The 23760-nt window shown below is 66.1% G+C and carries 25 protein-coding genes and 1 pseudogene; 15 read left to right on the top strand and 11 right to left on the bottom strand.

Going from position 1 to position 23760, the window contains the following annotated elements; translation table 11 throughout:
- Positions 1-92: 92 nt before the first annotated feature.
- The 7 genes from ACFQDH_RS20400 to ACFQDH_RS20370 all read left to right on the top strand — a co-directional run bounded on the left by ACFQDH_RS20400 (position 93) and on the right by ACFQDH_RS20370 (position 6981).
- Positions 93-566 carry a hypothetical protein gene (locus ACFQDH_RS20400; RefSeq protein WP_382404206.1) on the top strand — a complete coding sequence of 158 codons (474 nt, stop codon included), beginning with the start codon at positions 93-95 and terminating at the stop codon, positions 564-566.
- Positions 567-702: 136 nt separating this feature from the next.
- On the top strand, positions 703-1023 hold the full coding sequence (locus ACFQDH_RS20395) for a helix-turn-helix domain-containing protein (protein WP_382404917.1): 321 nt from the start codon (positions 703-705) through the stop codon (positions 1021-1023).
- Positions 1020-1397 (top strand): hypothetical protein, encoded by a 378-nt coding sequence (locus ACFQDH_RS20390; protein WP_382404205.1) that lies wholly within the window; start codon positions 1020-1022, stop codon positions 1395-1397. Before ACFQDH_RS20395 ends, ACFQDH_RS20390 begins: the two co-directional genes overlap by 4 nt.
- Positions 1394-2344: a hypothetical protein gene (locus tag ACFQDH_RS20385; protein WP_382404204.1), complete on the top strand. Its 951-nt coding sequence runs from the start codon at positions 1394-1396 to the stop codon at positions 2342-2344. Before ACFQDH_RS20390 ends, ACFQDH_RS20385 begins: the two co-directional genes overlap by 4 nt.
- 10 nt (positions 2345-2354) lie before the next feature.
- The gene (locus ACFQDH_RS20380; RefSeq protein WP_382404203.1) at positions 2355-2657 is read left to right on the top strand and encodes a hypothetical protein; all 303 of its coding nucleotides are present in this window, start codon (positions 2355-2357) and stop codon (positions 2655-2657) included.
- On the top strand, positions 2647-3285 hold the full coding sequence (locus tag ACFQDH_RS20375) for a hypothetical protein (protein WP_382404202.1): 639 nt from the start codon (positions 2647-2649) through the stop codon (positions 3283-3285). Before ACFQDH_RS20380 ends, ACFQDH_RS20375 begins: the two co-directional genes overlap by 11 nt.
- Positions 3286-3330: 45 nt before the next feature.
- Entirely contained in the window at positions 3331-6981 is a 3651-nt protein-coding gene (locus tag ACFQDH_RS20370) for a phage tail tape measure protein (RefSeq protein WP_382404201.1), read from the top strand.
- Between the two features lie 171 nt (positions 6982-7152).
- Here the strand turns inward: ACFQDH_RS20370 and ACFQDH_RS20365 are convergent, their stop codons facing one another.
- On the bottom strand, positions 7153-7338 hold the full coding sequence (locus tag ACFQDH_RS20365; RefSeq protein WP_382404200.1) for a helix-turn-helix transcriptional regulator: 186 nt from the start codon (positions 7336-7338) through the stop codon (positions 7153-7155).
- A 48-nt stretch (positions 7339-7386) separates the two neighbouring features.
- On the opposite strand from ACFQDH_RS20365, the gene ACFQDH_RS20360 reads away from it, so the two are divergent.
- Positions 7387-7698, top strand: a complete 312-nt coding sequence (locus ACFQDH_RS20360; protein ID WP_382404199.1) for a hypothetical protein — start codon at positions 7387-7389, stop codon at positions 7696-7698.
- A gap of 773 nt (positions 7699-8471) precedes the next feature.
- Here the strand turns inward: ACFQDH_RS20360 and ACFQDH_RS20355 are convergent.
- Together ACFQDH_RS20355 and ACFQDH_RS20350 are read right to left on the bottom strand one after the other, a co-directional pair.
- Positions 8472-9377, bottom strand: coding sequence for a hypothetical protein (locus ACFQDH_RS20355; protein ID WP_382404198.1), 906 nt, complete (start codon positions 9375-9377; stop codon positions 8472-8474).
- Positions 9374-9829 carry a hypothetical protein gene (locus ACFQDH_RS20350; protein ID WP_382404197.1) on the bottom strand — a complete coding sequence of 152 codons (456 nt, stop codon included), beginning with the start codon at positions 9827-9829 and terminating at the stop codon, positions 9374-9376. Before ACFQDH_RS20350 ends, ACFQDH_RS20355 begins: the two co-directional genes overlap by 4 nt.
- A 311-nt stretch (positions 9830-10140) precedes the next feature.
- On the opposite strand from ACFQDH_RS20350, the gene ACFQDH_RS20345 reads away from it, so the two are divergent.
- Positions 10141-10551 carry a 4a-hydroxytetrahydrobiopterin dehydratase gene (locus ACFQDH_RS20345; RefSeq protein WP_382404196.1) on the top strand — a complete coding sequence of 137 codons (411 nt, stop codon included), beginning with the start codon at positions 10141-10143 and terminating at the stop codon, positions 10549-10551.
- Complete coding sequence (locus ACFQDH_RS20340; RefSeq protein ID WP_382404195.1) at positions 10458-10790, top strand: VOC family protein; 333 nt, start codon at positions 10458-10460, stop codon at positions 10788-10790. Before ACFQDH_RS20345 ends, ACFQDH_RS20340 begins: the two co-directional genes overlap by 94 nt.
- Positions 10791-10801: 11 nt before the next feature.
- On the opposite strand, the gene ACFQDH_RS20335 is transcribed toward ACFQDH_RS20340, so the two are convergent.
- Genes ACFQDH_RS20335 through ACFQDH_RS20325 form a run of 3 tightly spaced genes read right to left on the bottom strand, consistent with a single transcriptional unit; the run spans position 10802 to position 14147 of the window.
- Positions 10802-11797: a 2-dehydropantoate 2-reductase gene (locus tag ACFQDH_RS20335; protein WP_382404193.1), complete on the bottom strand. Its 996-nt coding sequence runs from the start codon at positions 11795-11797 to the stop codon at positions 10802-10804.
- A 16-nt stretch (positions 11798-11813) separates the two neighbouring features.
- Complete coding sequence (locus ACFQDH_RS20330) at positions 11814-13013, bottom strand: fatty acid desaturase family protein (RefSeq protein WP_382404191.1); 1200 nt, start codon at positions 13011-13013, stop codon at positions 11814-11816.
- 24 nt (positions 13014-13037) lie between these two features.
- A complete protein-coding gene (locus tag ACFQDH_RS20325) occupies positions 13038-14147 on the bottom strand; it encodes a ferredoxin reductase (protein WP_382404190.1) in 1110 nt (369 codons plus the stop codon).
- Between the two features lie 69 nt (positions 14148-14216).
- On the opposite strand from ACFQDH_RS20325, the pseudogene ACFQDH_RS23970 reads away from it, so the two are divergent.
- From ACFQDH_RS23970 to ACFQDH_RS20315, 3 genes and pseudogenes are all read left to right on the top strand, one after another.
- A pseudogene (locus ACFQDH_RS23970) lies at positions 14217-14414 on the top strand (hypothetical protein); the annotation flags it as partial.
- Between the two features lie 113 nt (positions 14415-14527).
- Positions 14528-15433 (top strand): helix-turn-helix domain-containing protein, encoded by a 906-nt coding sequence (locus tag ACFQDH_RS20320; RefSeq protein ID WP_382404189.1) that lies wholly within the window; start codon positions 14528-14530, stop codon positions 15431-15433.
- Between the two features lie 9 nt (positions 15434-15442).
- Positions 15443-15967: a YflT domain-containing protein gene (locus ACFQDH_RS20315; RefSeq protein ID WP_382404188.1), complete on the top strand. Its 525-nt coding sequence runs from the start codon at positions 15443-15445 to the stop codon at positions 15965-15967.
- Between the two features lie 39 nt (positions 15968-16006).
- On the opposite strand, the gene ACFQDH_RS20310 is transcribed toward ACFQDH_RS20315, so the two are convergent.
- From ACFQDH_RS20310 to ACFQDH_RS20290, 5 genes are all read right to left on the bottom strand, one after another.
- Positions 16007-16837: a hypothetical protein gene (locus ACFQDH_RS20310; protein ID WP_382404187.1), complete on the bottom strand. Its 831-nt coding sequence runs from the start codon at positions 16835-16837 to the stop codon at positions 16007-16009.
- 51 nt (positions 16838-16888) lie between these two features.
- Positions 16889-18097, bottom strand: coding sequence for an ROK family transcriptional regulator (locus ACFQDH_RS20305; RefSeq protein WP_382404186.1), 1209 nt, complete (start codon positions 18095-18097; stop codon positions 16889-16891).
- A complete protein-coding gene (locus tag ACFQDH_RS20300; RefSeq protein WP_382404185.1) occupies positions 18097-19464 on the bottom strand; it encodes a sugar ABC transporter permease in 1368 nt (455 codons plus the stop codon). The genes ACFQDH_RS20305 and ACFQDH_RS20300 overlap by 1 nt, the downstream gene beginning before the upstream one ends.
- Positions 19461-20246 (bottom strand): ATP-binding cassette domain-containing protein, encoded by a 786-nt coding sequence (locus ACFQDH_RS20295; RefSeq protein WP_382404184.1) that lies wholly within the window; start codon positions 20244-20246, stop codon positions 19461-19463. The genes ACFQDH_RS20300 and ACFQDH_RS20295 overlap by 4 nt, the downstream gene beginning before the upstream one ends.
- 108 nt (positions 20247-20354) lie before the next feature.
- Positions 20355-21527 carry a sugar ABC transporter substrate-binding protein gene (locus ACFQDH_RS20290; RefSeq protein WP_382404183.1) on the bottom strand — a complete coding sequence of 391 codons (1173 nt, stop codon included), beginning with the start codon at positions 21525-21527 and terminating at the stop codon, positions 20355-20357.
- A 240-nt stretch (positions 21528-21767) separates the two neighbouring features.
- Between ACFQDH_RS20290 and ACFQDH_RS20285 the strand changes: the two genes are divergently transcribed.
- Positions 21768-23063, top strand: a complete 1296-nt coding sequence (locus ACFQDH_RS20285; protein WP_382404182.1) for an LCP family protein — start codon at positions 21768-21770, stop codon at positions 23061-23063.
- A 139-nt stretch (positions 23064-23202) separates the two neighbouring features.
- Positions 23203-23718: a DUF3145 domain-containing protein gene (locus tag ACFQDH_RS20280; RefSeq protein ID WP_382404181.1), complete on the top strand. Its 516-nt coding sequence runs from the start codon at positions 23203-23205 to the stop codon at positions 23716-23718.
- Positions 23719-23760 lie beyond the last annotated feature (42 nt).

The following is a 23760-nucleotide window of genomic DNA, read 5'->3' as shown; positions in this document are numbered from 1 at the left end:
CACCGCAGTGAGCAGGCGACCCTGGACGCTTTCCCAGGCCTTGCTCCTGACGGGTTCCTACCCCGCGACCTCCGCGAGCTGTGGGCAGTGCGATGAATCCGATCTTGGTGCTCGACGTCATAGCCCTTCCAGTGATGGTTTGGGTGTTGATTGAAATTGTCGTGCCCTCTGTCGCACGCGCACGCTTCCTGGCCGAGATGACAGCGCTGCGCGATTCGGTGTCCGATGATGTCCTCGCGACGGCCCTGCCGAGCGACGATCCCGACGTCGCCAGCTTCCAGCGTCTGACACAAGCTTGCCTGGCCAACCCTCGAGCGCTCTCGATGTCGCTTCTGCTGGCCTTTCACGAAACCGTCGAGCGGGACGGTACGAGGCCCCGTGTCCAGGGGCAAGGCGATGCCGGTCTTTGGCCGAGCGAGCGCGAGCGCATGTGGAAGTACCGTCTCGAGTTTTCCTCGATCACGGCCAAGTATGTCCGTCGATCTAGTTCCGCGTGGATCCCGCTGCATCTGCTGCTTTGGGTGGTTGCGGTGAAGTGGGAGGAGTCGCGTCGTGCGGACGGGTGAGCCGTTGCCTCATCGTGCCGTGTTGGGCGCGTACGTCGATGCGTATGCGGCGGTGGTGATTCTGCGGGAGGTTGGGCCGCAACTGGAGGCGTATGCGGCGGTGTTGGCGGTCAGCCCGGTCGAGTCGAATCAGCAGATGGCGCGGGAGGTCCGGGTGGCGTTGTCGCGGATGCGTGAGGTGGCCAGGCAGTTGGGGGACCGCCGCCGGGAGGTCACTGTTTCCGCGTGCGTTTCCGCAGGCGGAAACGCGGAAGTGGTCGGTTCGGGATCTTCGCCAGACTCGTCAACTGTTGGGCTGTCCTCCGGTGAGGTGGCCTCCAGGCTTCGGGTTTCGACTCGGAGGGTTCGTCAGCTTTGTACGGCTGGCGCCCTGGAGGCCATCCGGGTCGGAGGGGCTTGGCGGATCACTGAGTCATCGGTGGATGACTACTTGGACGAGTTGGAGGTCGCGGGATGACGTGGAACAGCGGGCAGGAGAGTGCGAGGCGGCAGCAGTTCCGGGCTGACCTCAAGCGGGCGTTTGAGGCGGCGGGAGTGCCCGTTGCTGGTGAGCGGGCACCGTCCGTTGAGGAGTTCCGGGCGGTGGGGTTGAGCGAGGCCGATGCGCGTGCGGCCCGGGACGGTCTGACCTCCGGCATGTACTTGTCCGTTGAGGATGCGGCGGTGTCGCGGGAGACGTTCGGGATGGACCCTTCGACTCGGTTGGACGACACCGCGTTGCGGGAGCTGACGGAGAAGTTCTCCCCGGGCGTGTGTGCCTCGGATGAGATCTCGGAGTCTGAGTTCAGGGCCGCCATGTACGGCACCACTACGGAAGGCGATCGGCGATGAGTACGGGTCAGAAGCAAGAGCACACGGCGCGTGAGACGGCGCTCGCTGAGGTTGCTACTCATGGGGCGGCGCTCGCGAAGTGGACCGAGGAACGTGGGCGGGCGCTGGCGGAGCTGGAGCGCTTGCAGGTTGACGCCGGCGTGGCGGTGCTGGATGACGAGAGTTGTGCGGTGCGGTTGCCGAGGGAGATGCAGGAGGCGCGTGACCGGGCGGACATTGCCGATCGTGCGATCGCTGCGGTGGGTCCGAGGTTGCAGGCGGCTCGTGAGGTTGCGGTGGCGGCGGAGGCGACCGAGCTTGGATCGTTGATCGCTGAGGCGAGGAGCGAGGTTGACGCGTTCGAGGCGAAGACCACGCGGTTACTGAATGCGTTGGTGAAGCACACAGGTACCCCGTGGGAGCAGTTGACACCGGAGATCCAGGGCGACCGGTTCTTCGCCCAGAGCCCCGGAGGATCGTTCCACCCTGAGGGGACCCGGGCAGATCGTGAGTTGCGTTTCCGGCTGGCCGTGTTGGAGTTACAGCAACGGGTGTTGCGTGCTGCTGCGGCTGGGGAGGACGTGCGGGAGATGTTCCCGGAGTTGTCATTCGCGCAGTTGCCGGAGTCGTTGCGGCCGGGTGGTGTGATGCCGCAGCCGGGGTTTTCTGACCCGATGGCTGCCGCTGTGGAACGCCTGCGGGACCAGGAGGAGCGGCTCGCGAAAGAGACATGGGAACTGGCCGACCTGGAGCGACGTATCGGGGCGATTGAGTCGCGGGTCGCTGAGTGTGCGGCGGAGGGCGGCAGGCTGCCGTATGACGTGGAATTGAACCTGGACGAGTTGCCGGGGCTGCGTCGGGACCGTGACCGGCTGAAGACGTCGGTGGTGAATCTGCCGTACTCGATCGAGCGGGAGCGGGCCGCGCTGCAGCGATCTCGTGCCGCGGTCGACTTGGTTAGCGCGTAGGGCGGCGGCAGTGTCGGATTCACCGGTGACGGACGAGGCGGAGCGCCTTGCCCGGTTGCCCTTGTTGGCGCAGCGGGCACTGCTGCGAATCGCACATGCGGCGGCCGACTCCACGGAGTCCGAGAAGCGTGTCGCGACGGCCGCGTTGGACCGTTTGGCGGCTCATGAGAAGGCGCCGGAGAAGCTGCGGGAGCTGGTCAAGATGCTGAGCTCCTTGGTGGGCGCGGTGCAGGCGCAGGCTGACACGAACTATCTGGCGCGCAGCCTTACGACTGCCGCCGAGGACGAAGGGACCAATGACGATGGCGAGTGAGGACACGATGGCGAAGAAGCCTGTGGCAGTTGAAGACCCGGAGCAGGACCAGGAGCCGGGGCAGGGATTCGATCTCAATGTGTGGCTGGCCGGCGCGACGCTGCCGGCAAGGACGGTGATGCTTTCCCGGGACTCCGGGTTGCGTGCCGAGTATGACGAGCTGGAGAAGAAGTTCCTGGCGTTGCAGGCACTGGTGAACCGGGAGCAGGAGCGGCAGCTCAGCAGCGGAGAGCCTGACAATGAGGACCAGGTGGTGTCTGACTCCCTCGAGGCGCAGTATCAGGTGGCGTTGGCGATGCAGGACGTGATCGGGCGGATGCAGGAGGACCAGCTGACGGTGCGTGTACGGGCCTGCAGCGGCGACGAGCTCGACAAGATCCGTATGAAGTTCCCGGAGGACGCGGACGAGGACGAGCGGATTCTGGCGTGCATTCACGTCGGCGGAAGTGTCAAGGGATCACCGCTGTCGCGCAAACAGTGGCGGGAGCTGCGGAACGCTGTCGGGGAGCGGCAGTTCGCTGACGTCGTCCGAGCAACGTTTGACGTCAACGGTTTCGGGATCGGGTCGTCGGAGTTGATACCGGTCTTCCCAACCGCCGCGGCCGCGCTGCTCTCACGTAAGGACTAGCCGCCCGGGCTCGTCTTCCGCTTTCCACCCACGAAGGGGGTTGTCATGGCTGATCGTTCACTGCGTGTCCGGCTGATCGCCGACGTCGGCGGTTACGTGGCGGGCATGAGAACGGCCAGCACGTCTACGCAGCAACTCGGGACTGTTGCGCAGCAGACGGGCGTCCGAGCACGCAGCATGACTGGGGCGATGGAGCAATCAACCACTCGAGCACGCGGCATGACCGGTGCGATGGGTGGCCTGTCCGGGCTCCTCGGGGGTGCGCTCCTCGTCGGTGTTGGTGGCGCGGTGAAGTCGTTCGCGGACTTCGAAGAGAAAATGTCGCACGTCCGGGCGAATGTGTCCGGCTCGAACGCGGATTTTCAGCGGCTCACCGAAGCGGTCAAGACCCAGGGAACTCAATTCGGTTTCACCGCAACTCAGTCGGCTGACGCCACCGACGACCTGGCGAAGGCTGGCCTGTCCGCGTCGCAGATCATCGGCGGCGGCCTGACCGGTGCCCTGACGTTGGCTGCGGCCGGTGGCGTATCGACTGCGGCTGCCGCTGAGACTGCAGCGACCGCGATGACGATGTTCGGGCTGAACAGCAGTCAGATCCCCCACATCGCCGACCTCCTCGCGGCTGGCGCGGACCGGTCCACCGCGTCGGTGTCGTCCCTATCCGAGGGATTGCAGGAGGGCGGATCGCTGGCCCACTTGATGGGCGTCAGCATCGAGGACACGACCGCGGTACTGGCGGAGTTCGACCAGTCCGGCCTGAAGGGCGCGAAGGCCGGTAACGCGCTCAAGACGATGTTCCAGAACCTGCTGGATCCCACTAAGAAGCAGCAAATGACGATGGACGACCTGGGGTTGTCGTTCTTCGACGCGAACGGGCAGTTCATCGGCCTGTCGGCCACCGCGGGGCAGTTGCAGGCCAAGCTCGGTGGACTTACGGACAAGCAGCGCAATGCCACCTTGTCGATCTTGTTCGGTGCCCGCTCGATCCAGGCTGCGAACATCCTGTACAAGGATGGCGCGAAGGGCGTCACGGACTGGCAGCAGAAAGTATTAGATGCCGGATTCGCCGCCCGGAACGCGGCCGCGAAAACCGACAACCTCAACGGTGACATCCACAAGCTCATCGCAACCCTGCAAACCGACTTCATCAACGCCGGCACCGGCGCGAACGGCGCGCTGCGCGGCATCGTGCAGACCCTTGACTTCACCGCTACCGGTATCGGTCTCGTGCTCGGGCCGGTCTCTCGACTGGCGGGAGCGTTCAGCAAGCTGCCTGGCCCAATTCAGGAGGCCGCTTTCGCGTTTGGTGCCATCAAGCTGGCGCAGCGCCTTTTCGGCGACCAGCTCGCGGCCGGACGAGCACGGATGAGCGGCTACGTTGGCGGCCTCCGATCTTGGAGCACCCAGGTTCGGACAATGGGTCAACTCGCGCGGGAAGCTACGCCGCAGATGGGCCGCTTCAACGCGACGGTCGCCGCGGTCGGCCTCGGTAACGGCAACATCGCCCGGATGGCCCGCACCTTTGAGACGACCGCAGCCTCAGCGTCCCGACTCCCGCGGACCATGGGTGCGGTTCGTGCCTCAATGGTTGGGTTGCGTGGCGCCGCCGGCGGCCTCGTGGGTGCCCTGGGTGGTCCGTGGGGTCTCGCGATCACCGGCGGTGTGATGGCGTTGTCGGCGTGGATTTCCCACACGCAGAAGGCGAAGGCCGCGTCTCAGCAGTACAAGGACGAGGTCGCGAACCTGACCAGCACCTTGAATGTGAACACCGGTGCAATCACCGGCAACACCCGTGCCGAGGCGTTCAAGGGGTTGCAGAACTCGGGTGCGGTGGACTTGGCGAAGAAGTACGGGCTGAACCTGCGGGACCTCACCGACGCCGCGCTCGGCAGCGGGAGCGCTCAGACACGGTTCAACAAGTCCTTGGCCGAGATGAAGTTCGTTGACGGCACGGGCCAGCTGTCCGACGATTACGTGAAGCTCACCAAGGCGCTCGGGGACCAGACCGGCAAGGTCAAAGACTCCAAACAGGCATGGAAAGACGCGAAGGCCGCCGGTGTCGAGGCCGGGCAGGCTGCCGAGGACGCCGGCAACAAGGGCCAAGCGGCGGGAGAGAAAACGCAGACCGCGGCGGAGAAAGCGGCGCAGGCGCTCGACGACCTGGTGAAGTCCTACCAGGAGGTTGGGTCGGCGGCGCAGGCGCAGGCCGACAGCCAGCTTGGGTTCAATAAGGCGATTCTCGACGCGAACAAAGCCATCAAGGAAAACGGTCGCAACACGAACTTGATGAGCGAGAAGGGCATGGCCAACAAGCAGGCTCTGCTCGGCCTGGCCGGAGCGACCACGAAGTACGCCACCGACCTGGCCAAGAACACCGGAGACCAGAAGGCCGCGAATGCTGTTCTCGCGCAAGGCCGCCGAGAACTTGTCCAGCACGCCGAGGACATGGGTTACAGCGCCCAGCAGGCCAAGAATATGGCGGACCAGTGGCTGCCCCTCTCGAAGGGACTGCACACCGACGTTTCGGTCAACGGCCTCGACACCGCGATCTACAAGCTCGACAGTATGGGCAATGTCGTCGTGTCGTTGCAGGGCAAGAAGGTGACCATCCCGGCGGACACCCCGAACGCTGAGCATGTCGCCGCGGTGCTCTACTCGGTGGACAAGGCTGCCTTGTCGGCGAATGGGAAGTCGGTGAAGATCCCGACCGCGGCTATCAATTCGCCGGAGACGCTACGAAACCTCAAGGGCATCAAGGGCGCCCGGGAGAACGCCGACGGCAGCGTGTCGATCCCGACCGCCGCATTGAACGCAGCCGAGAACACCCGCCTCCTCGGTCTGCTGGGTCGTGCTGCTGTCGACGCTGACGGCAAAACGGTCATCATCCCGGCCTCGACTCCGAACGCACCGGCGGTCATTGGGCTGATCAAGCAGATTCACGGTGCGCAGATCACCACGAACGGCAAGAAAGTCACGATCACCTCCTCCGCACCGATGGCGGCGGGCACCAGGGCACTGATCGACAAGATCCGCGGCGCGCAGGTCACCGCGAACGGCAAGTCGGTCGTCATCAACTCGTCCCTCCCCACCTACGGCGCCACACTCGCGAAGATCCGCGGCATCCTCGCGGCCGCACAGTCGAAGACCCTCACGATCACAACGGTTTTCAAGGAGATCCACCCCGGTGACAACCTCGCCCGCCACGGCCGCAACCTCGGCGCCGCCGCCAATGGTGCCATCGTCAAGCCCGGCGGCCACCGCTACATGGCGAACGGTGGTTTCGGTGGCCGGTCGGCGATGATCGCGGACAAGCCGATCCTCTGGGCCGAGGCCGGCCCAGAAGCGTACCTGCCGCTCGGCGCGAACAAGCACAACGCCCGCACGGAACAGATCCTCCGAGTCTCAGCGGACATCCTCGGCTTCGACGTCATCAAACGTGCCGTCGGCGGCATCGACGGTGTGCCCGCCGGCTGGGCGAACGCCCGCCCTGCAGGTTCCACGCAGACGGTTGTCGTACAAGGCGGCAGCGGTGGTCTCACGAACGAGGACCGTGCCCTGATGCGGCAGCTCCCGAAGCTCGTCGAGGCCGGGGCACGGGCCGGCACTCATGCGGGTGCCAAGGCCGGTATCGAGGGCAAGAGCAGAGCAGACGCCCAATCCGCGCACCTATTGCGCAGCCGAGGAGGTTCCCGCTGATGTCTTGGCCGCGCGAGTTGGTGACCGCTTCCGGCTCGAAGCCAGAATTGGCCTTGAGGTCGTCGTTTTGCACGGTTGCCCTTGGCGGCGCCTGCGCTGTCGGCTATCTCCTGCTGCGTGCTCAGAATTGAATCTGAGGTCGAAGCCATCCGGTGACCCCCGTCAGAACCCTCATTGCCGTCGCCGGTCGATCCAGGCGGCGACCTCACGCGGGTCGTACCGCCAGATAGGCCGGTTCGGGGTGCCGAGGTTGATCGCGCCGGGGATCTCCCCTCGGCGGGTCATGCGGCGGATGCCAGCGGATGAAAGTTGTGTCTTCGTGGCCACGTCTCGGGCGGTGAGCAACCGATCCTCCATGCACCGATTCTGCTTCACCAACGGAGCCGTCGCGACATACTTCCTCCCATGGTTCGACCCACCGCCGCCAACCTCATCGTGCCGTTGTCGCGTGCGAAGGACGTGACCCCGTTGGCGTCCGTGCTGCACGTCCTCGGGACACGGTCACGCCTGGAGACGCTGCAACTATTGATGGAGGGCCCCCGGTTGACGGCCGACGTGCCGGCGCGAGCGGACGAGCTGCGGATGCTCGAAGACATCGGGGTGGTCACGTCGGAACGGCTGGGGGCGCGCCGGGTGTCGTACCGGTGGACGCTGGTCCCGGGCGCGCTCGAGCGGGTTGCACGGTGCCTGGCGGATGGTGAACCGTCGGGCGCGTAGCGCCGGGGCTGGGCCTGCAAAAGTGATCCCCGAGACGCATGCGTCTCGGGGATTATCGGCAGCATGCCTCGAACAAGAGGGGCTGACCTTAGCCGAGATAAAACTGTGGGGGTTTCGGCTTGGGCTTAGGTAACCACAACTTTGGTACGAATGGGAAGCCTGGTGCGGATGGGGGCCATGGTGCCAACGAACATTTCTCACCCTTTGGGGTACTGACGGGGACGTGCGGGCGAAGGGTAGCGTCGTCGTCGCGTGCTGGGGTCGGGTCAGATGTCAGGTACGCGTAGCGGCGCCCCAGCTTCCTCTCCGCCTGCTGGGGCGCCGCGCTGACCCCGCGTGTCGGTGCTGAGCGGCAGACTCCCCGGGTGACGACGGATGAGATCATCGCCTACCAACAAGCCCTATACGTGGTGGCATCAGCAGCTGCGGAGAAAGTCCGGCGTCGAGGCGGTTCGGCGCGGGAGATCGCGGAGGCGTTCGGCGCTGTCCGTCAGTTGTGCGGCTGGCCAGAGCCGCGGGTGCGGGGACGGTGAAAAGCAAGTAGGCGGGGCGTGTGATGGGTGCCCCCATCCTTTGGGCAAACTCAACAATGGCCGCGTTCCTCTGCTCCCGCTGCGCCGCGACGAGCATCTAAGAACCACAACTGGAATCCGCCGATCGTTAACGCGACGAGCAGCAGAAACGGCACCACGCACCACGGATCGGACCAGTTCACACGTTCGATAATTCCACACGCCCCACTGTTGATGAGGGAGGCATTGATTGTTCTTCCCTCATCCGCAGCGCAAGGCGCGCTGAATGGCGTCGTCGTCGATGAGTGCGTGTTTGTGCGGCCACGCGAGAGAGAACCACTCCATGGCGTGATCCGACTCATCTCGACGCCACTTCTCTTGTGACCATCTTTGCTCGTTTACGGGGAGCATGTACCGCCAGGCGTTACCCAGGCATCCGACCTGGCGGGCGATCGGTAGCCGGCTGTCCAGATAGACGAACCACGTCGTTTTCCCACGGCCACGCTCGGCCATGACGAAGCAGTCATCCTTGTCGAGTTCCTCGATCTCGACCCGCACCCCGAGCTGCTCAAACATCGCGAGACTGTCGTCTAGCAGGCGCAGCTGCTTCGCCAGCTCGTCGCGGTGCTCGGTATTGCGCTTCTCGTAGTAGTCGGTACCCCCAGCCACCAATATGGTCGTATCGTGGTGCAGCTTCTCCTGCTCGCAGATGGTGCAGTAAATCCATCGTCGCCCGTGGTCGAGGCCGAGCCAGCGTGACTCAAGACAGCCTTCACACACATACGTGTGCCAGGTTATCGACGGATCGCCCTGCCGACACACCAGAGACAGCCGGGCGCGCGCGTGGGTCTTTTGCATCCTTCGGCGGGACAGGCAGACGAGCCGGTCGCCGTCCTCCTCGATCACCTGCCAGAGCGTCGTTCCATTGCCGACGCGCACAACGTCACCCACTGTCACGCTGGTCTCCGCATGCGGGTCTGCCATGGTCGCAGCGGTGGCTTTCAGTAGCCGGTCAATGTCGGCGCCGAGTTCGTGGCTCAGGTCTGACAGTGAGCGCATGGCCCGTGTGTCGCGCCGTTCGGTTGCCTCGGCGATCGCCTTGGATAGCAGCCGTTGCCCGGCAAGCGCGTGGTCGAGCTCGCCGAAGGGGTCGGGTTGTGTGTTCATCGGACGTCCTCCCCGTCGAGCAGGTCGGCGGCGGCAAGCAGGGCAACGGCGAGTGCGCGAGCATCCGCCGAGGAGAAGTCCTGAACGTCCCTGCCGTCCGCGACGTCGATAGAAACGGTATCCGGCCAGTCGTCCCCGTTTTCGTGGCGGAACCCGTTGGCATAGACGACTACAGCGGACTGGTCCTGTGTTGTGCTGGCGCCGGTGTCGGCGCTCCTGTGCCAGGTGCCGCGGTCATCGGGGTGCGCTGCGTCGTCGAGGTGGGGCTCTTGGGTGGCTGACCATGTCGGTCGGCTCGGCGTGCTCATCGCGTCCACCGCCCCCGACTGAGTCTCGTCGTCGCGGTCGAACCGGGCGGCCAGGTCGTCGGTCGGGCAGTTATTGCACCGCACACGGCTGGCCCGGAATTTGTCAGGCTTGGTGGCGGGGTGGGTCTGTATCGTCTTACTCATTGGTCAGCCCTCCGTTGGCTGGTCATCAGACCCCGGGACGCTCCAACGTTTCGGGGGTCACTGTTGTGTTGTGGTTCTGTCTTACTCGGATGCACCGACACGTCGTCGGTACGTCAGGTGCTAACGGCTTGCTACGCAACGCCTCAGAACGGGGCAGGATCAGACAGTGCGACGGGGGAGAACGACCGCACCATTCAGGGCAGGACAGGACCAAACAGGATCGGTCAGGATGGGGTCGAAGCGACTCATAATCCGTCGGTCCTGGGTTCAAGCCCCAGTCGCCCCACGACATCCGGCGTACGTTGGTCGCCATGCCTGAAGAAGTCTCGTCTGAAGAATTCCACGCGTCCGACGGAGTCGGTGACTGGCGCATCACGGGCGACGGAGCCCGCGCCCGGTTCCGCACTGGATCGTTCACCACCGGGGTGAAGCTGGTTGCGGAGATCGGCCGGCTCGCCGACGCGGCAAACCACCATCCCGACGTGGACCTGCGTTACGGGCATGTGGGTGTCCGGACCTGGACCCACGAACTGCCGGGCATCTCCGAGCGCGATGTCGCGCTTGCCGGGCGATCTCAGCAGCAGCGCGCGAGCTGGGAGTCGAGGCGGATCCGGCTTCGGTGCGAAGTATGCAGCTCACCATCGACGCCGTTTCGCGTCCGGAGGTCATGCGGTTCTGGCAGGTGGTGCTGGGGTATGACGAGTTCGGCGACGAAGATCTGATCGATCCGTTCGACGATGGTCCATGGCTCCACTTCCAGCAGATGGATGAGCCGCGGCAGGAGCGCAACCGCCTCCATCTCGATCTCTACCTACCGCAGGAGGAAGCCGAGGCACGCGTGGCGGCCGTGGTCGAAGCCGGCGGCCGAATTGTCAACGATGCCAAGGCTCCGCTGTATTGGACGCTGGCGGACCCGGAGGGCAACGAGGTCGACATCGCACCCTGGCCGGACTCCCACTGAGACGGATCTGCTCACTCGACGGCAGACCGCAGGGCGGCCAGCAGGTCGCTCCCGGTCCACTGCGGATGTATGGCGCGCTCCGCGTCGTGGACCAGCGCGACAAGGCGGGCGTTCACGGGTGCCTTCATGCCGGCTTCGCTGGCGAGGTCGACCACGGCACCGTTGATCCAGTCGACCTCCGTCGGGCGGCCTGCGGCAAGATCGTCGGCCATCGAGGAGCGCGCGGCCGGATCGATGGCCAGCACCTTGCCGCCGAACCTGCGGAAGAGCGGGTCGGGCAGCCGCAGCGCACGAGCCATGACGGTGGGGGACACCGCGGTCAGTTTCGCCGGTGCCGTGCCGGACCGTGCCATCACCCGAAGCGCCTCCTGCTGGGCGAGCGACAGGCAGCGCCGGAAATCGCGGATGTCGAGTTCGGCTCGCAACGGCATCCCGGACAAGGCGTTGATCGCGTTGTTCAGGTTGAGCAACAACTTCGCGTGCAGCACGGCATCCATGTCCGAGCGCTGCTCAACGGGCAGGCCAGCGGTGGCGAACGCATCGGCATACATCGCCCAGACCGGGTCGGTGGCCGCCATGATGTCGCCGGCCGTGGTCTGCTGGAAGGTCGCGCCGTCCCGCACCACGTTGAAGCCGACCATGCCGGTGACCACCCGATGGTCGGGCAGGCCCGCCCGCAGGTCAGAACCCCCGTGTATGCCGTTCTGCAGGTTCAGCACCACCGCACCCTCGTCGAGCAGCGGACGCAACTGCTCGGCGACCTCTTTGTTGGCTGCGGACTTCACCGTCACGATCACCAGGTCAGCGTCATGCGCGACGCCGGGGTCGGTGGTGAAAGCCGGTGTCACCTCTAGTGATTGACCGTCACGGTCGACAAGGCGTATGCCGCCACTGACCTGCTCCTGCATCGAGCTGCGACCGACGAAAGAGACCGTCGTCCCGGTCGCGGCAAGACGCCCGCCCACGTAGCAACCGATACTTCCGGCGCCGAAAACGCAGATCGTCATACGCACACCGTAGGGGTCAGGCGGCCTCCGACGTGTCCTCGCCCGTGCCACCCGCGGTCTGCAGGCGTGACGGCAACGCGGTGGGCTCGATCGGCGTACGAGGCTTCTGTCGCTTCAGGCGCGCCGCGAGGTGGTTGGGCAGCGACAGTCGAATCACCTTCAGCCACGCCGATCCCACCTGTCGCGGCAGCGAACCCGAGAGGTACTGCAGGCCGTAGCGCTCGCAGATGTCGCGCACCTTCGGCGCGATCTCGGCATACCGGTTGCTCGGCAGGTCGGGGAAGAGGTGGTGCTCGATCTGGTAGGACAGGTTGCCGGTCGCGATGTGCATCGCCTTCGAGCCGTGGATGTTGGCCGAGCCGATCATCTGCCGCAGATACCAGTCGCCGCGGGTCTCGCCCTTGATCGAGGTCTTGGTGAACGTCTCGACGCCCTCGGGGAAGTGACCGCACATGATGACCGAGTGGGTCCACAGGTTGCGGCCCAGATTGGCGGTGTAATTCGCGATCAGGGTGCGGCGTGCCGAACCGGTGAGCAGGGCGAGCGCCGGGTGCACCACGTAATCCTTGGTGACCTGCGCCCGGATCTTGTTCACGACCTTCTTCGCGTCGCGCTTGAAGACGGCCTTGTCCTTGCGCCCGATGAAGTACTTGCCGAGCTCGAGGTCGTATGCCGCGATGCCGTATTCGAAGAAGCACGCGTTGACGAAGTTCCAGACCGGCTGGCCGAGATAGAACGGCGTCCAGGGCTGGTCCTCGTCGACGCGCATGATGCCGTAGCCCAGGTCGTTGTCCCGGCCCAGCACGTTCGTGTACGTGTGGTGCAGCTCATTGTGGCTGTGCTTCCACAGGTCGGCGGGGGAGGCGTTGTCCCACTCCCAGGTGGTCGAGTGGATCTTCGAGTCGCGCATCCAGTCCCACTGACCGTGCATGACGTTGTGCCCGATCTCCATGTTTTCCAACACCTTCGAGACCGTCAGCCCGATCGTGCCGAGGACGAACGCCGACTTCCAGCGTGAGCCCAACAGGAGTGCCCGTGAGCCCATCTCCAGGCCGCGCTGGGTCTTGATGACTTTGCGGATGTATGCCGCATCGCTGGCGCCGCGCGTCTCGAGGACCTCGGCGCGGACGGCGTCCAACTCGCGACCCAACGACTCGATGTCCTCGCGGGTGAGGTGCGCGACGGGGTTGTGTTCCTTCTTCTGCAGTGCAGTCATAGGGATTCCTTCGGTTCGGAGTGGTCAGAGGTCGATGTCGCAGCGGCCGGCGGCCGCGGAGATGCAGGTCTGGACGAGGACGCCGTCGCCGGGGGAGGCGGTGGTCGTCTCGCCGGTGCGCAGGTCACGGACGGAGCCTTCGCGCAGCGGCAGGACGCAGCCGAAGCAGATACCCATGCGGCAACCGGACGGCATGAGCACACCGGCTTCCTCGGCGACGTCGAGGATCGGTCGGGCGCCATCGCATTGCACGTCCTTGCCGAGAGCGGTGAAGTGGACGGTGCCGCCGTCGCCCGGCTCGGCGAGCGCGGGGCGGAAGCGCTCGGTGTGCAGCTGGTCCGCGAGACCGGCTGTCTCCCAATGGTTTTCGAGCGCCTCGAGCATGCCGGCCGGTCCGCAGGCGAACGTCTCGCGGTCGCGCCAGTCGGGGACGAGTTCGTCGAGCGCGGCGGTGTCGAGCATGCCGTGCACGTCAGTGTGCCTCTCCTGCAACGACATCCGGCCATCGGTTGCCAGTGCCCGCAACTCGGACGCGAAGATGACATCCTCCGGTCGCGGCGCCGAGTGCAACAGCACCACGTCGTCCAGGCGGTCGAGGGTATGACGCAACATGCCCATCACCGGGGTGATGCCACTGCCGCCGGTGAGCAACAGGATCTTCGACGGCAGCACCTCGGGCAGCACGAACTCACCGTCGGCCTGCTCCATCTGCAGCACCTGTCCGACGTGCAGCGAGCCCACGAGGTGGGTGCTGACTGCGCCGCCGCTGATCGCCTTGACGGTGATGGCGATGCAGCCGTCCTGCCGCGGGCCGGAGGTGATCGAGTAGGCCCGCCACAACCGGACGCCGTCCACATCGACGCCGATCCGGGTGTATTGACCGGGCCGGTAACCACGCCAGCCGCGACCCGGTCGAATGACCACGGTCACCGCGTCCGCGGTTTCGTGGGTGACCGACTCGACGCGGCCGCGCAGCAGGGTGGTCGAGCGCAGCGGGTCGAAGAGGTCGACATAGTCCTCCGGCAGCAGCGGTGTGGTGGCCGCCTTCACCAGCCGGAAGGCGTGCGTCCGCCATCCGCCGCGGCCCGGTTGGGGCTCGTCGGCAGGCGTGCGAACGTGCGTTGAAGCTGTCATGGGTATCAGAGTGCTACACGTTTGCAGTCAATTTCTTGCTCTTTGCGCGTGAGGCGGCATACTTGATTTATGCGCCGCGAACAATCCGTGCCAGTTGCTGCCGGACTCGAGATCCCCCAATCGGTCATCGCGACGCTGACCGAAATGCTCCCCGCCGTCAGCGAACGGGTCGTCGGTGCAGTGGTCGACGGGGTGCCCAGCTACGCCGGTGCGCTCGCCGACCAGATGCGGGAGGCGATCGAGCAGGCGGTGCAGCTCGCGTTGGCCGGATTCCTCCGGCTGGCCGCTGGTGGGCCGGGCGGCGATCCGGGCACGCCGATGCAGGCCTCTGTGCACGGCGCCTATTCCTCGGACGCGGCGAGGCCCGCAGCGGACGCTCGATGGACGCGCTGCTGGCGGCATACCGGGTCGGTGCCCGGGTCGCCTGGCAGGACATGTCGGCGGCGGCCGTCGCGGCGGGCCTCGACGCGCGCACCCTCGCGCGTTTCGCCGAGTTGGTCTTCGCCTATATCGACAGCCTGTCCGCCGCGAGCGTCGCCGGCCACGCGGAGGAACTTGCCGTCGAGGGACGCGTCCGCGAGCGACGTCGCGAACGGCTGGCGGGTGCGCTCCTCGAAGGCCGCGACGAGGCCACCGTGCGCAATCTCGCCGAAGGTGCCGAGTGGGCGCCTCCGGAATCGTTGACCGCGGTGATCCTGCCGAGCGAGCGGGTCAGCGCCGTCATCGCCCAACTCGGTTCGGGTTGTCTGCGTGCGGAGGACGAGGCGGACCGCGAGCCCCCGGTCGCCGTGCTCCTCGTGCCGGATGCCGACGGCCCGGGGCGCCTGCACCTGCTCCGGGTGCTGGCCGGACGGCCTGCGTATGTCGGCCCGGTCCGCCCCTGGCTGGACGCCGAGGCGTCATACAAGCGGGCGCTGCGTGCCCATGGCCTCGGGTTCGCGCGCCGCGAACCCGTCGACACGGACGATCACCTCGCCCGTCTGGTCATCTCCGCCGATCCGCTGGCGCACGCCGACCTACGCGCTGCTGCGCTCGCGCCACTTGCCGAGTTGCCAGCCGCGACCGCGGCCCGACTGGCCGAGACGCTGCGATCCTGGTTGCTGCATCAGGGCCGGCGCGACGCGGTTGCCGCGGAGTTGCACGTTCACCCGCAGACCGTCCGCTATCGGATGGCGCAGGTCCGGGAGGCGTATGGCGACCGGCTGGCCGATCCTGACGTCGTGCGCGACCTGGTCATCGGGCTGTCAGCGCCGGACGGACTGCACCGACAACGGTCACGTCGATAGGCTGAGCGTATGTCGAGTCCAATGACCGGCGGCTTCGGTCGCCAGGCAGCCAACCTCCGAGGTGGCCTAACCCTCGAATACCCAATGTCACTGGGTGTTTTCACCGAGTATGCCGATGCACAGCGCGCCGTCGACTACCTCTCCGACAAAGAGTTCCCGGTCGAGAACTGCATGATCGTCGGCACAGAGCTGAAACAGATCGAACGTGTCGTGGGCCGATTGACGTGGGGCCGGGTGATTGCCGGCGGTGCGCTCTCCGGAGCCTGGTTCGGTGCCTTCATCGGGTTGATCCTGTCGATGTTCGAGTCCGGCGTGAACGTGCTCGGCGTCGTCATCTCGACGGTCATCTTCGGCGCCGTATTCGGCGCGGTGTGGGCTGCCATCGGTTACAGCCTCACCGGCGGCAAGCGCGATTTCCAGTCGGTGACGCAGGTCGTCGCGACGAAGTACGAAGTGCTTGTCGAGCACAAGTTCGCGATGAAAGCGCACGAGTTGCTCGACAACATGCCCGGCGGCGGCCCGACGCTGACCTGACGCGCCGAAGCGACGCAGGAGCTCAGAACTTCGTGGGGTTCAGAGTTTGAGTTCGTCGCCGGTGTGGCCGAACTTGTCCTGCAGGAAGCGATAGCTGGACAGCAGGCCCTCCGCGCCATGGGTGCGCGCTTCGGCAGCAATGTCATCGACGGCGCCGTGCATGATCGTGATCTGCTCGTCGAAGAGGACCGCGCCGGTTTTACCGTCCTGCAGCGGCTGGGTGTCCGCAACCGATGGCGGCAGGGCGAGATATCCGCGGACGGCGGCCGGTGCGAAGTCCTGATGGATCTGCTCGACCTCGAAAATCAACCTGTCGCCCGCCTGGTGCGAGCGCAGCTCGAAGTGGAGCGCGTCGCAGCGGCGCAGCAGCTCGTGCAGGTTGTGCCGAGCCGGTTGGGGCAGTCGCGGATCATTGAAGAGGCGGTCCAATTCGGACTGAGAGATGCGCATTGAAGACTCCTTGGCGGCCGCCTCGTGGAAGGCTTTGCGTTGCACGTACCGCGTGTGCTTGCGGCGGTTGCGTTCAGGCCCGCCGGTGAGAGCCCACATGCCGAACACGACAGCGAGCGGGAAGAGCACCCACGGGAAATGGTGGGTGAGCGCGGCGATGAGCGTGACGCCGGCCAGGCAACCGAAGACTGTCCGGACCTCGTCGCGCACCTTGTAGTAGGGGCGGTAGAGGAACTCTGCGCTCGCCAAGAGCAGGATGGCCATCCCGACGTGAACGACCCAGCCGGCCCGGGTGAAAGCCAGCGCGACCATGATCGCCGTGCAGGCGATCGTGCGCAGCCTCGCCTCTGCGCCACGTCGAAATGCACTGGTCAGCAGTGTGATGAACGCTCCCACTGCGAAGAGGTGCAAGATCCACATTGTCCTTCTCCCGATGCCGCGAGTTGGACTTCCAGGCTAACCGCCCGGCGCCTATTCGGCAGGACCGCTGTGGACAAGCGTCGGCATCAGGTCCGGCGCGGCGAGTAGCCGTTCGTAGGCGAGCTCGGCCGCGCCAACAAGCGGTGCTTCGCGAATTCGCCCTTGTAGCAACGTGATCGGTGCTCGTCCGATCGTCACCATGCCGCGTTGTAGGCCGATCCGGAGGGACGGTTCGGCGAGCCGTAGGACCTCGGCCAGGTGACCACCGGCGACGATCGCCTGCGGATTGAGGACGTGCGAGATGTTCGACAGGCCGCGGCCCAGCCATTGCCCGATCGATGCGACGACCTCGGCCGCCACCTCGTCGCCGGCGCCCGCTCGATCGAAGAGAGTGCCCAGTTCCGGCGACGGAATGCCGGCTGCACCCGCGGCCCGCAGGATGGCCGCCTCCCCGACGTACTCCTCGAGGCAGCCACGGTTACCGCAATGGCAGACCGGGCCGTTCGCCTGGACGGACATGTGGCCGATCTCCCCGGCATACCCACGACTGCCGCGTAGTAGCTCGCCGCCGATGATGACCCCGCCGCCCACGCCGACCCGGCCCAGCACGTAAACGAGGTCGGCGAAACCGGCGGCGACACCGCGACGGTGCTCTGCGAGGGCTGCCAGGTCCGCGTCGTTGCCGACCACCACGTGATCGTCGAGGCGCTCCCGTAGCAGGTCGCCGACCGGTTCGTTGCTCCATTGCAGGTTGGGCGCGTAGACCGCGATGCCACGGGGGTTGTCGATCATCGCCGGCAGGCTGACGCCGACACCCACGCGCGTGCTGCCGGTTGCAGCCGTCAGCTCCCGGGCAGCCGCCGCTACCCGATCGGCGACCTTCACCGCCGAGCGGTCGCAGCCGACCAAGTGCCATTCGATCTTTCCCAGCACCGAACCGGACAGCCCGACCGCGGCGACCTGGACCCGGGCGACGTCGATGTCGACCGCGATGACGTGCACCGAGCCGAGCCGGGGGACCACCAGGTATGGCGGTCGCCCGGCCCCGTCCCGGCTGCGCGTCGGGTTGGCCTGAATGACCATGCCGAGCTCGACGAGGTCTCCCACCAGTGCGCCGATCGTGCTGCGGTTCAGACCGGTGCTCCGAGCCAGCTCCGGTCGGGACACGGCCCCGTGGAGGTGGACGTGGCGCAACACGACCGACAGATTGTGCCGGCGAATCTGCTCGGGGCGCGCGGCGGACCGAGCGCCCGGCGGCATCAGCCTAGCCCGGACGCACCGGCACGGCGGCGCGAGACCGCGTCGACCGTTGCAGCGAGCAACAGCACCAGGCCGGTGACGATCCACTGCCACGCGGAGTTGTTCGCGCCGCGCAGCAGGTCCGCCATGCCGTTGATGATCACGGCGACCACGCAACCACCGATAACTGCGTCGGTGATCTTGCCCTTGCCGCCGAAGAGGCTGGTGCCACCCACGACGGCAGCACCGACGGCCAGCAACAGCGTGTTGCCGCCACCCTGCGAGGCGTTGACCGCGGTCTGTGATGCGAGCACGATGCCGGAAACGCCGGCCAGGACCGAACAGATGACGAACACCGAGATCCGGACCGCGTCGACGCGGATGCCGGCCCGGCGAGCTGCTTCGTCGCTGCCGCCGACCGCGTAGATGTGCCGCCCGTAGCGGGTACGGCTCAACACGAAGCCGAGCACCACCACCAGCACCAAAATCACCGGCACCACCCACGGCACGCCGCCGAGGTAGGCACCGGCGACCTTCTCGGTCACCAGCTGGCCGTTCTTCTCGACGATCTTGGTACCGCCGGCGGCATTGGGTGAGCGGTTGAGATTCAGCACGAGGGTGAAGACGATCGCCAGCACCGCGATGCCGCCTACCTTGGCTGCGGTGACCAGGATCGGCTCGGTCGGCAAGTCTTTGCGGCGCCGCGCATTGACCGCGAGCAACTTCTGCGCGGCGTACCCGACGACGACGATCACCGCCATGATCCAGCCGGCCAGCTGCGGCATGTTGCTGTTCTCCAGCGCCACCAGGGCATTGCTGTTCAGCGAGACATTGCCCTGCGTCCCGGCGCTGTTGACGATGATCTGGACGACTCCCTGCAAGCCGAGGAAGAGCGCCAAGGTCGAGACGAAGGACGGCACTCGAAGGAAGGTGCGCATCCAGCCGATCAGCAGACCGATCGCTGCGCCGACGATCAGGGATACCAGGACGGCGAACGGCCACGTCCAGCCTTTGGTGAGCAGTACGGCGACCACCGCGCCGGTCACACCGGAGGTCGTCCCTGCGGACAGGTCGATCTCCGCCAGCAGGAGGACGAAGACCAGCCCCATGGCCAGCAGGATGCCCGGTGCTGCCTGGGTGATCAGGCTGGCGAAGTTGGCCTTGGAGAAGAAGCCGCTCTCGATGAACGAGAAGATCAGGAACAGCACGACCAGCGCCGCGACAGCCGGCAGCGAGCCCATGTCGCCGCCGCGGATCCGCTGCCAGTAGTTGTGCAGATAGGCGCCGATGTTGTTGCCGGTCGGCAAAGTCGTCGCGACTGCGGCGTTCTCGTCGACAGCCGCGTCGACCTCCGCTCCGGTCGCAGTCTTGCTCAGGTGAGGGGTCATGCGGTCGCTCCGGAGGTCGTGGCGGTCGGTTGCAGGCCTAGTTCGCCGCTGCGGCCGGTGGTGATCAGCTCGACCACCTGGGTCTGATTGACGTCCGCACGGTTCACTGTCGCGGCGAGCTGCCCGAGGTAGAGCACCGAGATCGTGTCGGCCACTTGCAACACATCGAGCATGTTGTGCGAGATGAGGATCACGGCCGTGCCCTGGTCGGCCAGCCGACGTACCAGATCGAGCACCTGCGCCGTCTGCGCAACGCCAAGGGCTGCGGTCGGCTCGTCGAGGATCACGACCTTTGACTTCCACAAGGCCGCCTTGGCGATCGCGACCGTTTGCCGCTGGCCACCGGACAGGCTCGAAACGCGCTGGCGCACCGACTTCAGGGTCCGCACCGACAGGCTCTTCAGGGTGTCGGAGGCAGCGATCTCCATCGATTCCTCGTCCAGCACGATGCCTCGCATCCGCTCCCGGCCGAGGAACATGTTCTGGACGACGTCGAGGTTCTCGCAGAGAGCGAGGTCCTGGTAGACGATCTCGACGCCGAGCGCGGCCGCGTCGCGCGGGGCGGCCACATGCTCGGGTTTGCCTTCGTACTCGTAGGTGCCGGAGTCGATGGTGTAGGTGCCACCGATGCACTTGACGAGGGTGGACTTGCCGGCGCCGTTGTCACCGACGAGCGCGGTCACCTTGCCGGCGTATGCCGCGAAGTCGACGTCGTGCAGCACGTGCACTGCGCCGAAGCTCTTGTTGACCCCGCGCAACTGCAGGATCGGCTGATCAGACATGAATCTCCCAGTCGGGTAATCAAATTGGGGCTGAGCGCCGGACGCGCAGGAGGGGCCGGCCGGACGGTGCGTCCGCCCGGCCCTCCTGCGCGATCTCGAAACGCTTTGTTACTTGACGCCGGCTGCGGTGCACTTCGCGGCGTACTTGCCCGCGCAGGTCGTGCTCTTCGGGGTGTAGCCGGAGTTGATCGGGTCGGCGACATTGGCCTTCGTGATGGCGATCGGCGGCGCGAGGATCGCCGGAACCTCACGGCCGGTCTGAGTGTCTTTGATCTTCTGCGTCGTCTTGGGCGCCTGACCATTGGCGAGCTCGGCGGCCGCGTCGACCACCGGGAACGCCTCTTCCTTGGACGGCTTGTAGATGGTGAAGCACTGGGTGCCGTCCATGATCCGCTGCAGGCCCTCGACCGTTGCGTCCTGACCGGAGACCGCGACCTTGCCGGACAACCCCTGCTTCGCCAGCGCAGTGACGACCGAGCCGGCCATGCCGTCGTTGGCGACCATGACCGCGTTGAGGTGCGGGTTCTTCTGCAGGATCGAGGTAAAGATGATGCCGGCCTGCTGGTTGTCCCAGTTGGGCACCGACTGGTCGGCGACCTTGGTCCAGCCCTTCTCGCCCTTCAGCACGCTGTCATAGCCCTGCTTGAAGAGAGTGGCGTTGTTGTCGGTCGGTGCTCCGTTGAGGTCGGCATACTGCACCGCCGACTTCCCCTTCACCTGCGAGCACTGGGCGAGCGTCTGGCCCTGCAGCTGACCGACCTTGACGTTGTCGAACGACACGTAGAGGCTGGCCGAGCCGCCGAGGGTCAACCGGTCGTAGTCGATCGTGTAGATGCCCTTGGACTTGGCGGTCTTCTCGATCTGCGCTGCAGAGGCGGAGTCGAGGTTGACCAGGGCCAGCACCTTGACGCCGTTGTTCATCATCGTCGTCGCGATGGTCGTCATCTGCTGCGCGGAACCGTTGGCGTTCTGGATGTCACAGCTGAGGTTGTCCGTCTTGCATTGAGCCTTGAGTGCTTCCGGGTCGGACGAGATCCACCGGTTGGACGACTGCCGGTCGGGCAGGATGATGCCGACCTTGGCGCCCTTGCCGTCGACCTTGCCGCCGGATGCTGCAGCCGAACTACTGCTGCCGCCGCTGCTGGTCGCCGCGGCCGGAGACGACGCACCGCTGGCACCGCCACTGGCGCTGGACCCGCCGCCGCTGCTGCTGCTTCCGCAGCCGGCCAGAGCGACGATGCCTGCCATTGCACACACCGTGCTGAGCGCACCTTTGCGCATGGTGTTCCACCTTTCCGATCAACGCTGGAGCCGATGACCGGACTCGAGCCGCTGGAGATTTGAATATGTTGTGCACGGCAACATATCCCGTCAGCGGGTGACGCGCACCACAATCGGCCGGATTGTGCACGGATGCGATCAGATCGTGACGTTCGATCGGCGCGTCGCCGCCGCTTGGCACGGCATACACACAGGTGACCCACCCGGAACGCCCGGAATACGTACGTAACGTGCCCAGGCATGGGCACTGTGGGCAGGACCAGACGCGCTGTGGTGCGTCGTCGCATCGGCGCGGGAGTGTTGGCGCTGTTACTGGTGATCGTCGGCAGTGGAGTCGCGTTCTACCTGCACCTCAACGGCAATCTGCGCACCGCAGCATTGACGTCTGGCGGGCACGAGAAGGCGAACGCCTCCGGGCACACACCGATAAACCTGTTGGTGATCGGTTCGGACACTCGCTCGAGCAGCGCGGACTGTGCCATCGGTGGCGATTGCTCCGCGTCCTCGGCCACGTCGACCAAGGCGACGTCCGCGTCCGCGAACGGCGATGTCCTGATGGTCGTGCACATCTCTGCGGACCGCAGCAACGCCACGGTGATGAGCATCCCGCGCGACACGATGATCACCGTCCCGGCGTGCAAGGACGCGGCGACGGGAGCCGCCGAGACCCCACACACCGACCGGATCAACAGCACGTTGCAGTACGGCGCCGACTGCACGAGCGCCGCTGTCCACCAGCTGACCGGAGTCCCGATCGACCACTTCCTGGTGATCGACTTCGCAGGCGTGGTCAAGATGTCCGACGCCATCGGAGGGGTGCCCGTATGTGTGAACAACAATGTGTACGACCCGTATTCGCACCTGAAGCTGGCGAAGGGGACGCACACCTTGCAGGGCAAGGCGGCGCTGGAGTTCCTGCGGACCCGACACGGATTCGGTGACGGCGGCGACATCGGGCGCACGGTCGCCCAGCACATCTTCCTGTCGTCCATGCTGCGCGAGATGAAGAGCGCATCGACCCTCGCGAATCCGGTCAAGGTGGTCAAGCTGGCCGACGCCGCGACCTCGGCGGTCACTGTCGACACCGGGTTGGGCAGCGTGAATTCATTGACGTCGCTGGCCTACCAGCTCGGCCAGGTGCCCGGTTCACGCACGACGTTCGTCACGATGCCGACGGTCGCGGACCCGGCGAACCCCAACACCGTCATACCGGCCTCGAACGCCCAGGCCCTGTTCACCAAGATCGCCGACGACACGAGCCTGACGAAGCCAGCGGGTTCCGGAGGCACAGCGACTGCGCGGTCGACCGCGACGGCGTCGTCCGGTGTTTCGTCGGCGGCCACGTCGCGCGGCACCACACCCACCGGCTCGAGTACGAGCTCAGCGGCGACCGGCGACATTCACGCGACGACCGTCACCGCCGCGACGGGGTGCGCACAGGTCGGCACCGCCGCCACGGTCACCGTGGGCGGACGGGCCATGACGCCCACCCAGGCGTATGCCGCGAGCCCGACCGTCCCGGACTCGGCGAACTGAGGTCCGACTGGTGCTCTTGTGACGGATGAGGCAGAATGTCCGTCACAACCACAGATGGCACACACACGGCACGAACGCCGGACCGCTGCTCGCGAGGTCGTTGGGGAAGACGTCCCTCGCACATTGTCAGGAGGCCCGGATGTCTGCCGCGAACCCGCGTGCCGTGACCCGTGGGGTGGTGTTCGTTCACTCCACCCCAGCCGCGCTGTGCCCACACATCGGGTGGGCACTCGAGAGCGTGCTCGGCGCCGCCGCACCCATTGAGTGGATCAAACAACCCGTCGAGTCCGGGACAGTGCGCACCGAACTGTCCTGGATGGGTGAGCCCGGCACGGGCGCCAAACTCGCCAGCACCCTGCGCGGGTGGGTGGACGTGCGCTACGAGGTCACCGAAGAACCCAGCCCCGGCTGCGACGGATCGCGCTGGTCGCACACGCCGTCGCTCGGCATACACCACACCTGGACCGCTGCGTCGGGGGACGCGGTCGTCGGTGAGGACCGGCTGCGCGCGTCACTGGCTGCCAGCAAGGGTGACCCGGAGCTGTTCCGCCACGAGATGGCGGAGCTGCTCGGCACTGCGTGGGATCAGGAGCTCGAGCCGTTCCGCTACGCCGGCGAGGGCGCGTCGGTCCGCTGGCTGCACCGCGTCTCGTAGTCGCAACGAAAACGGCGGCCCCGCAAGCCCTTTGGGACATGC

The sequence above is a fragment of the Flexivirga alba genome, assembly GCF_042661025.1.
In the GTDB taxonomy this organism is placed as follows: Bacteria; Actinomycetota; Actinomycetes; order Actinomycetales; family Dermatophilaceae; genus Flexivirga; species Flexivirga alba.
The sequence above is the reverse complement of the archived record's forward strand: the minus strand, read 5'-3'. Positions and strand labels throughout refer to the sequence as shown.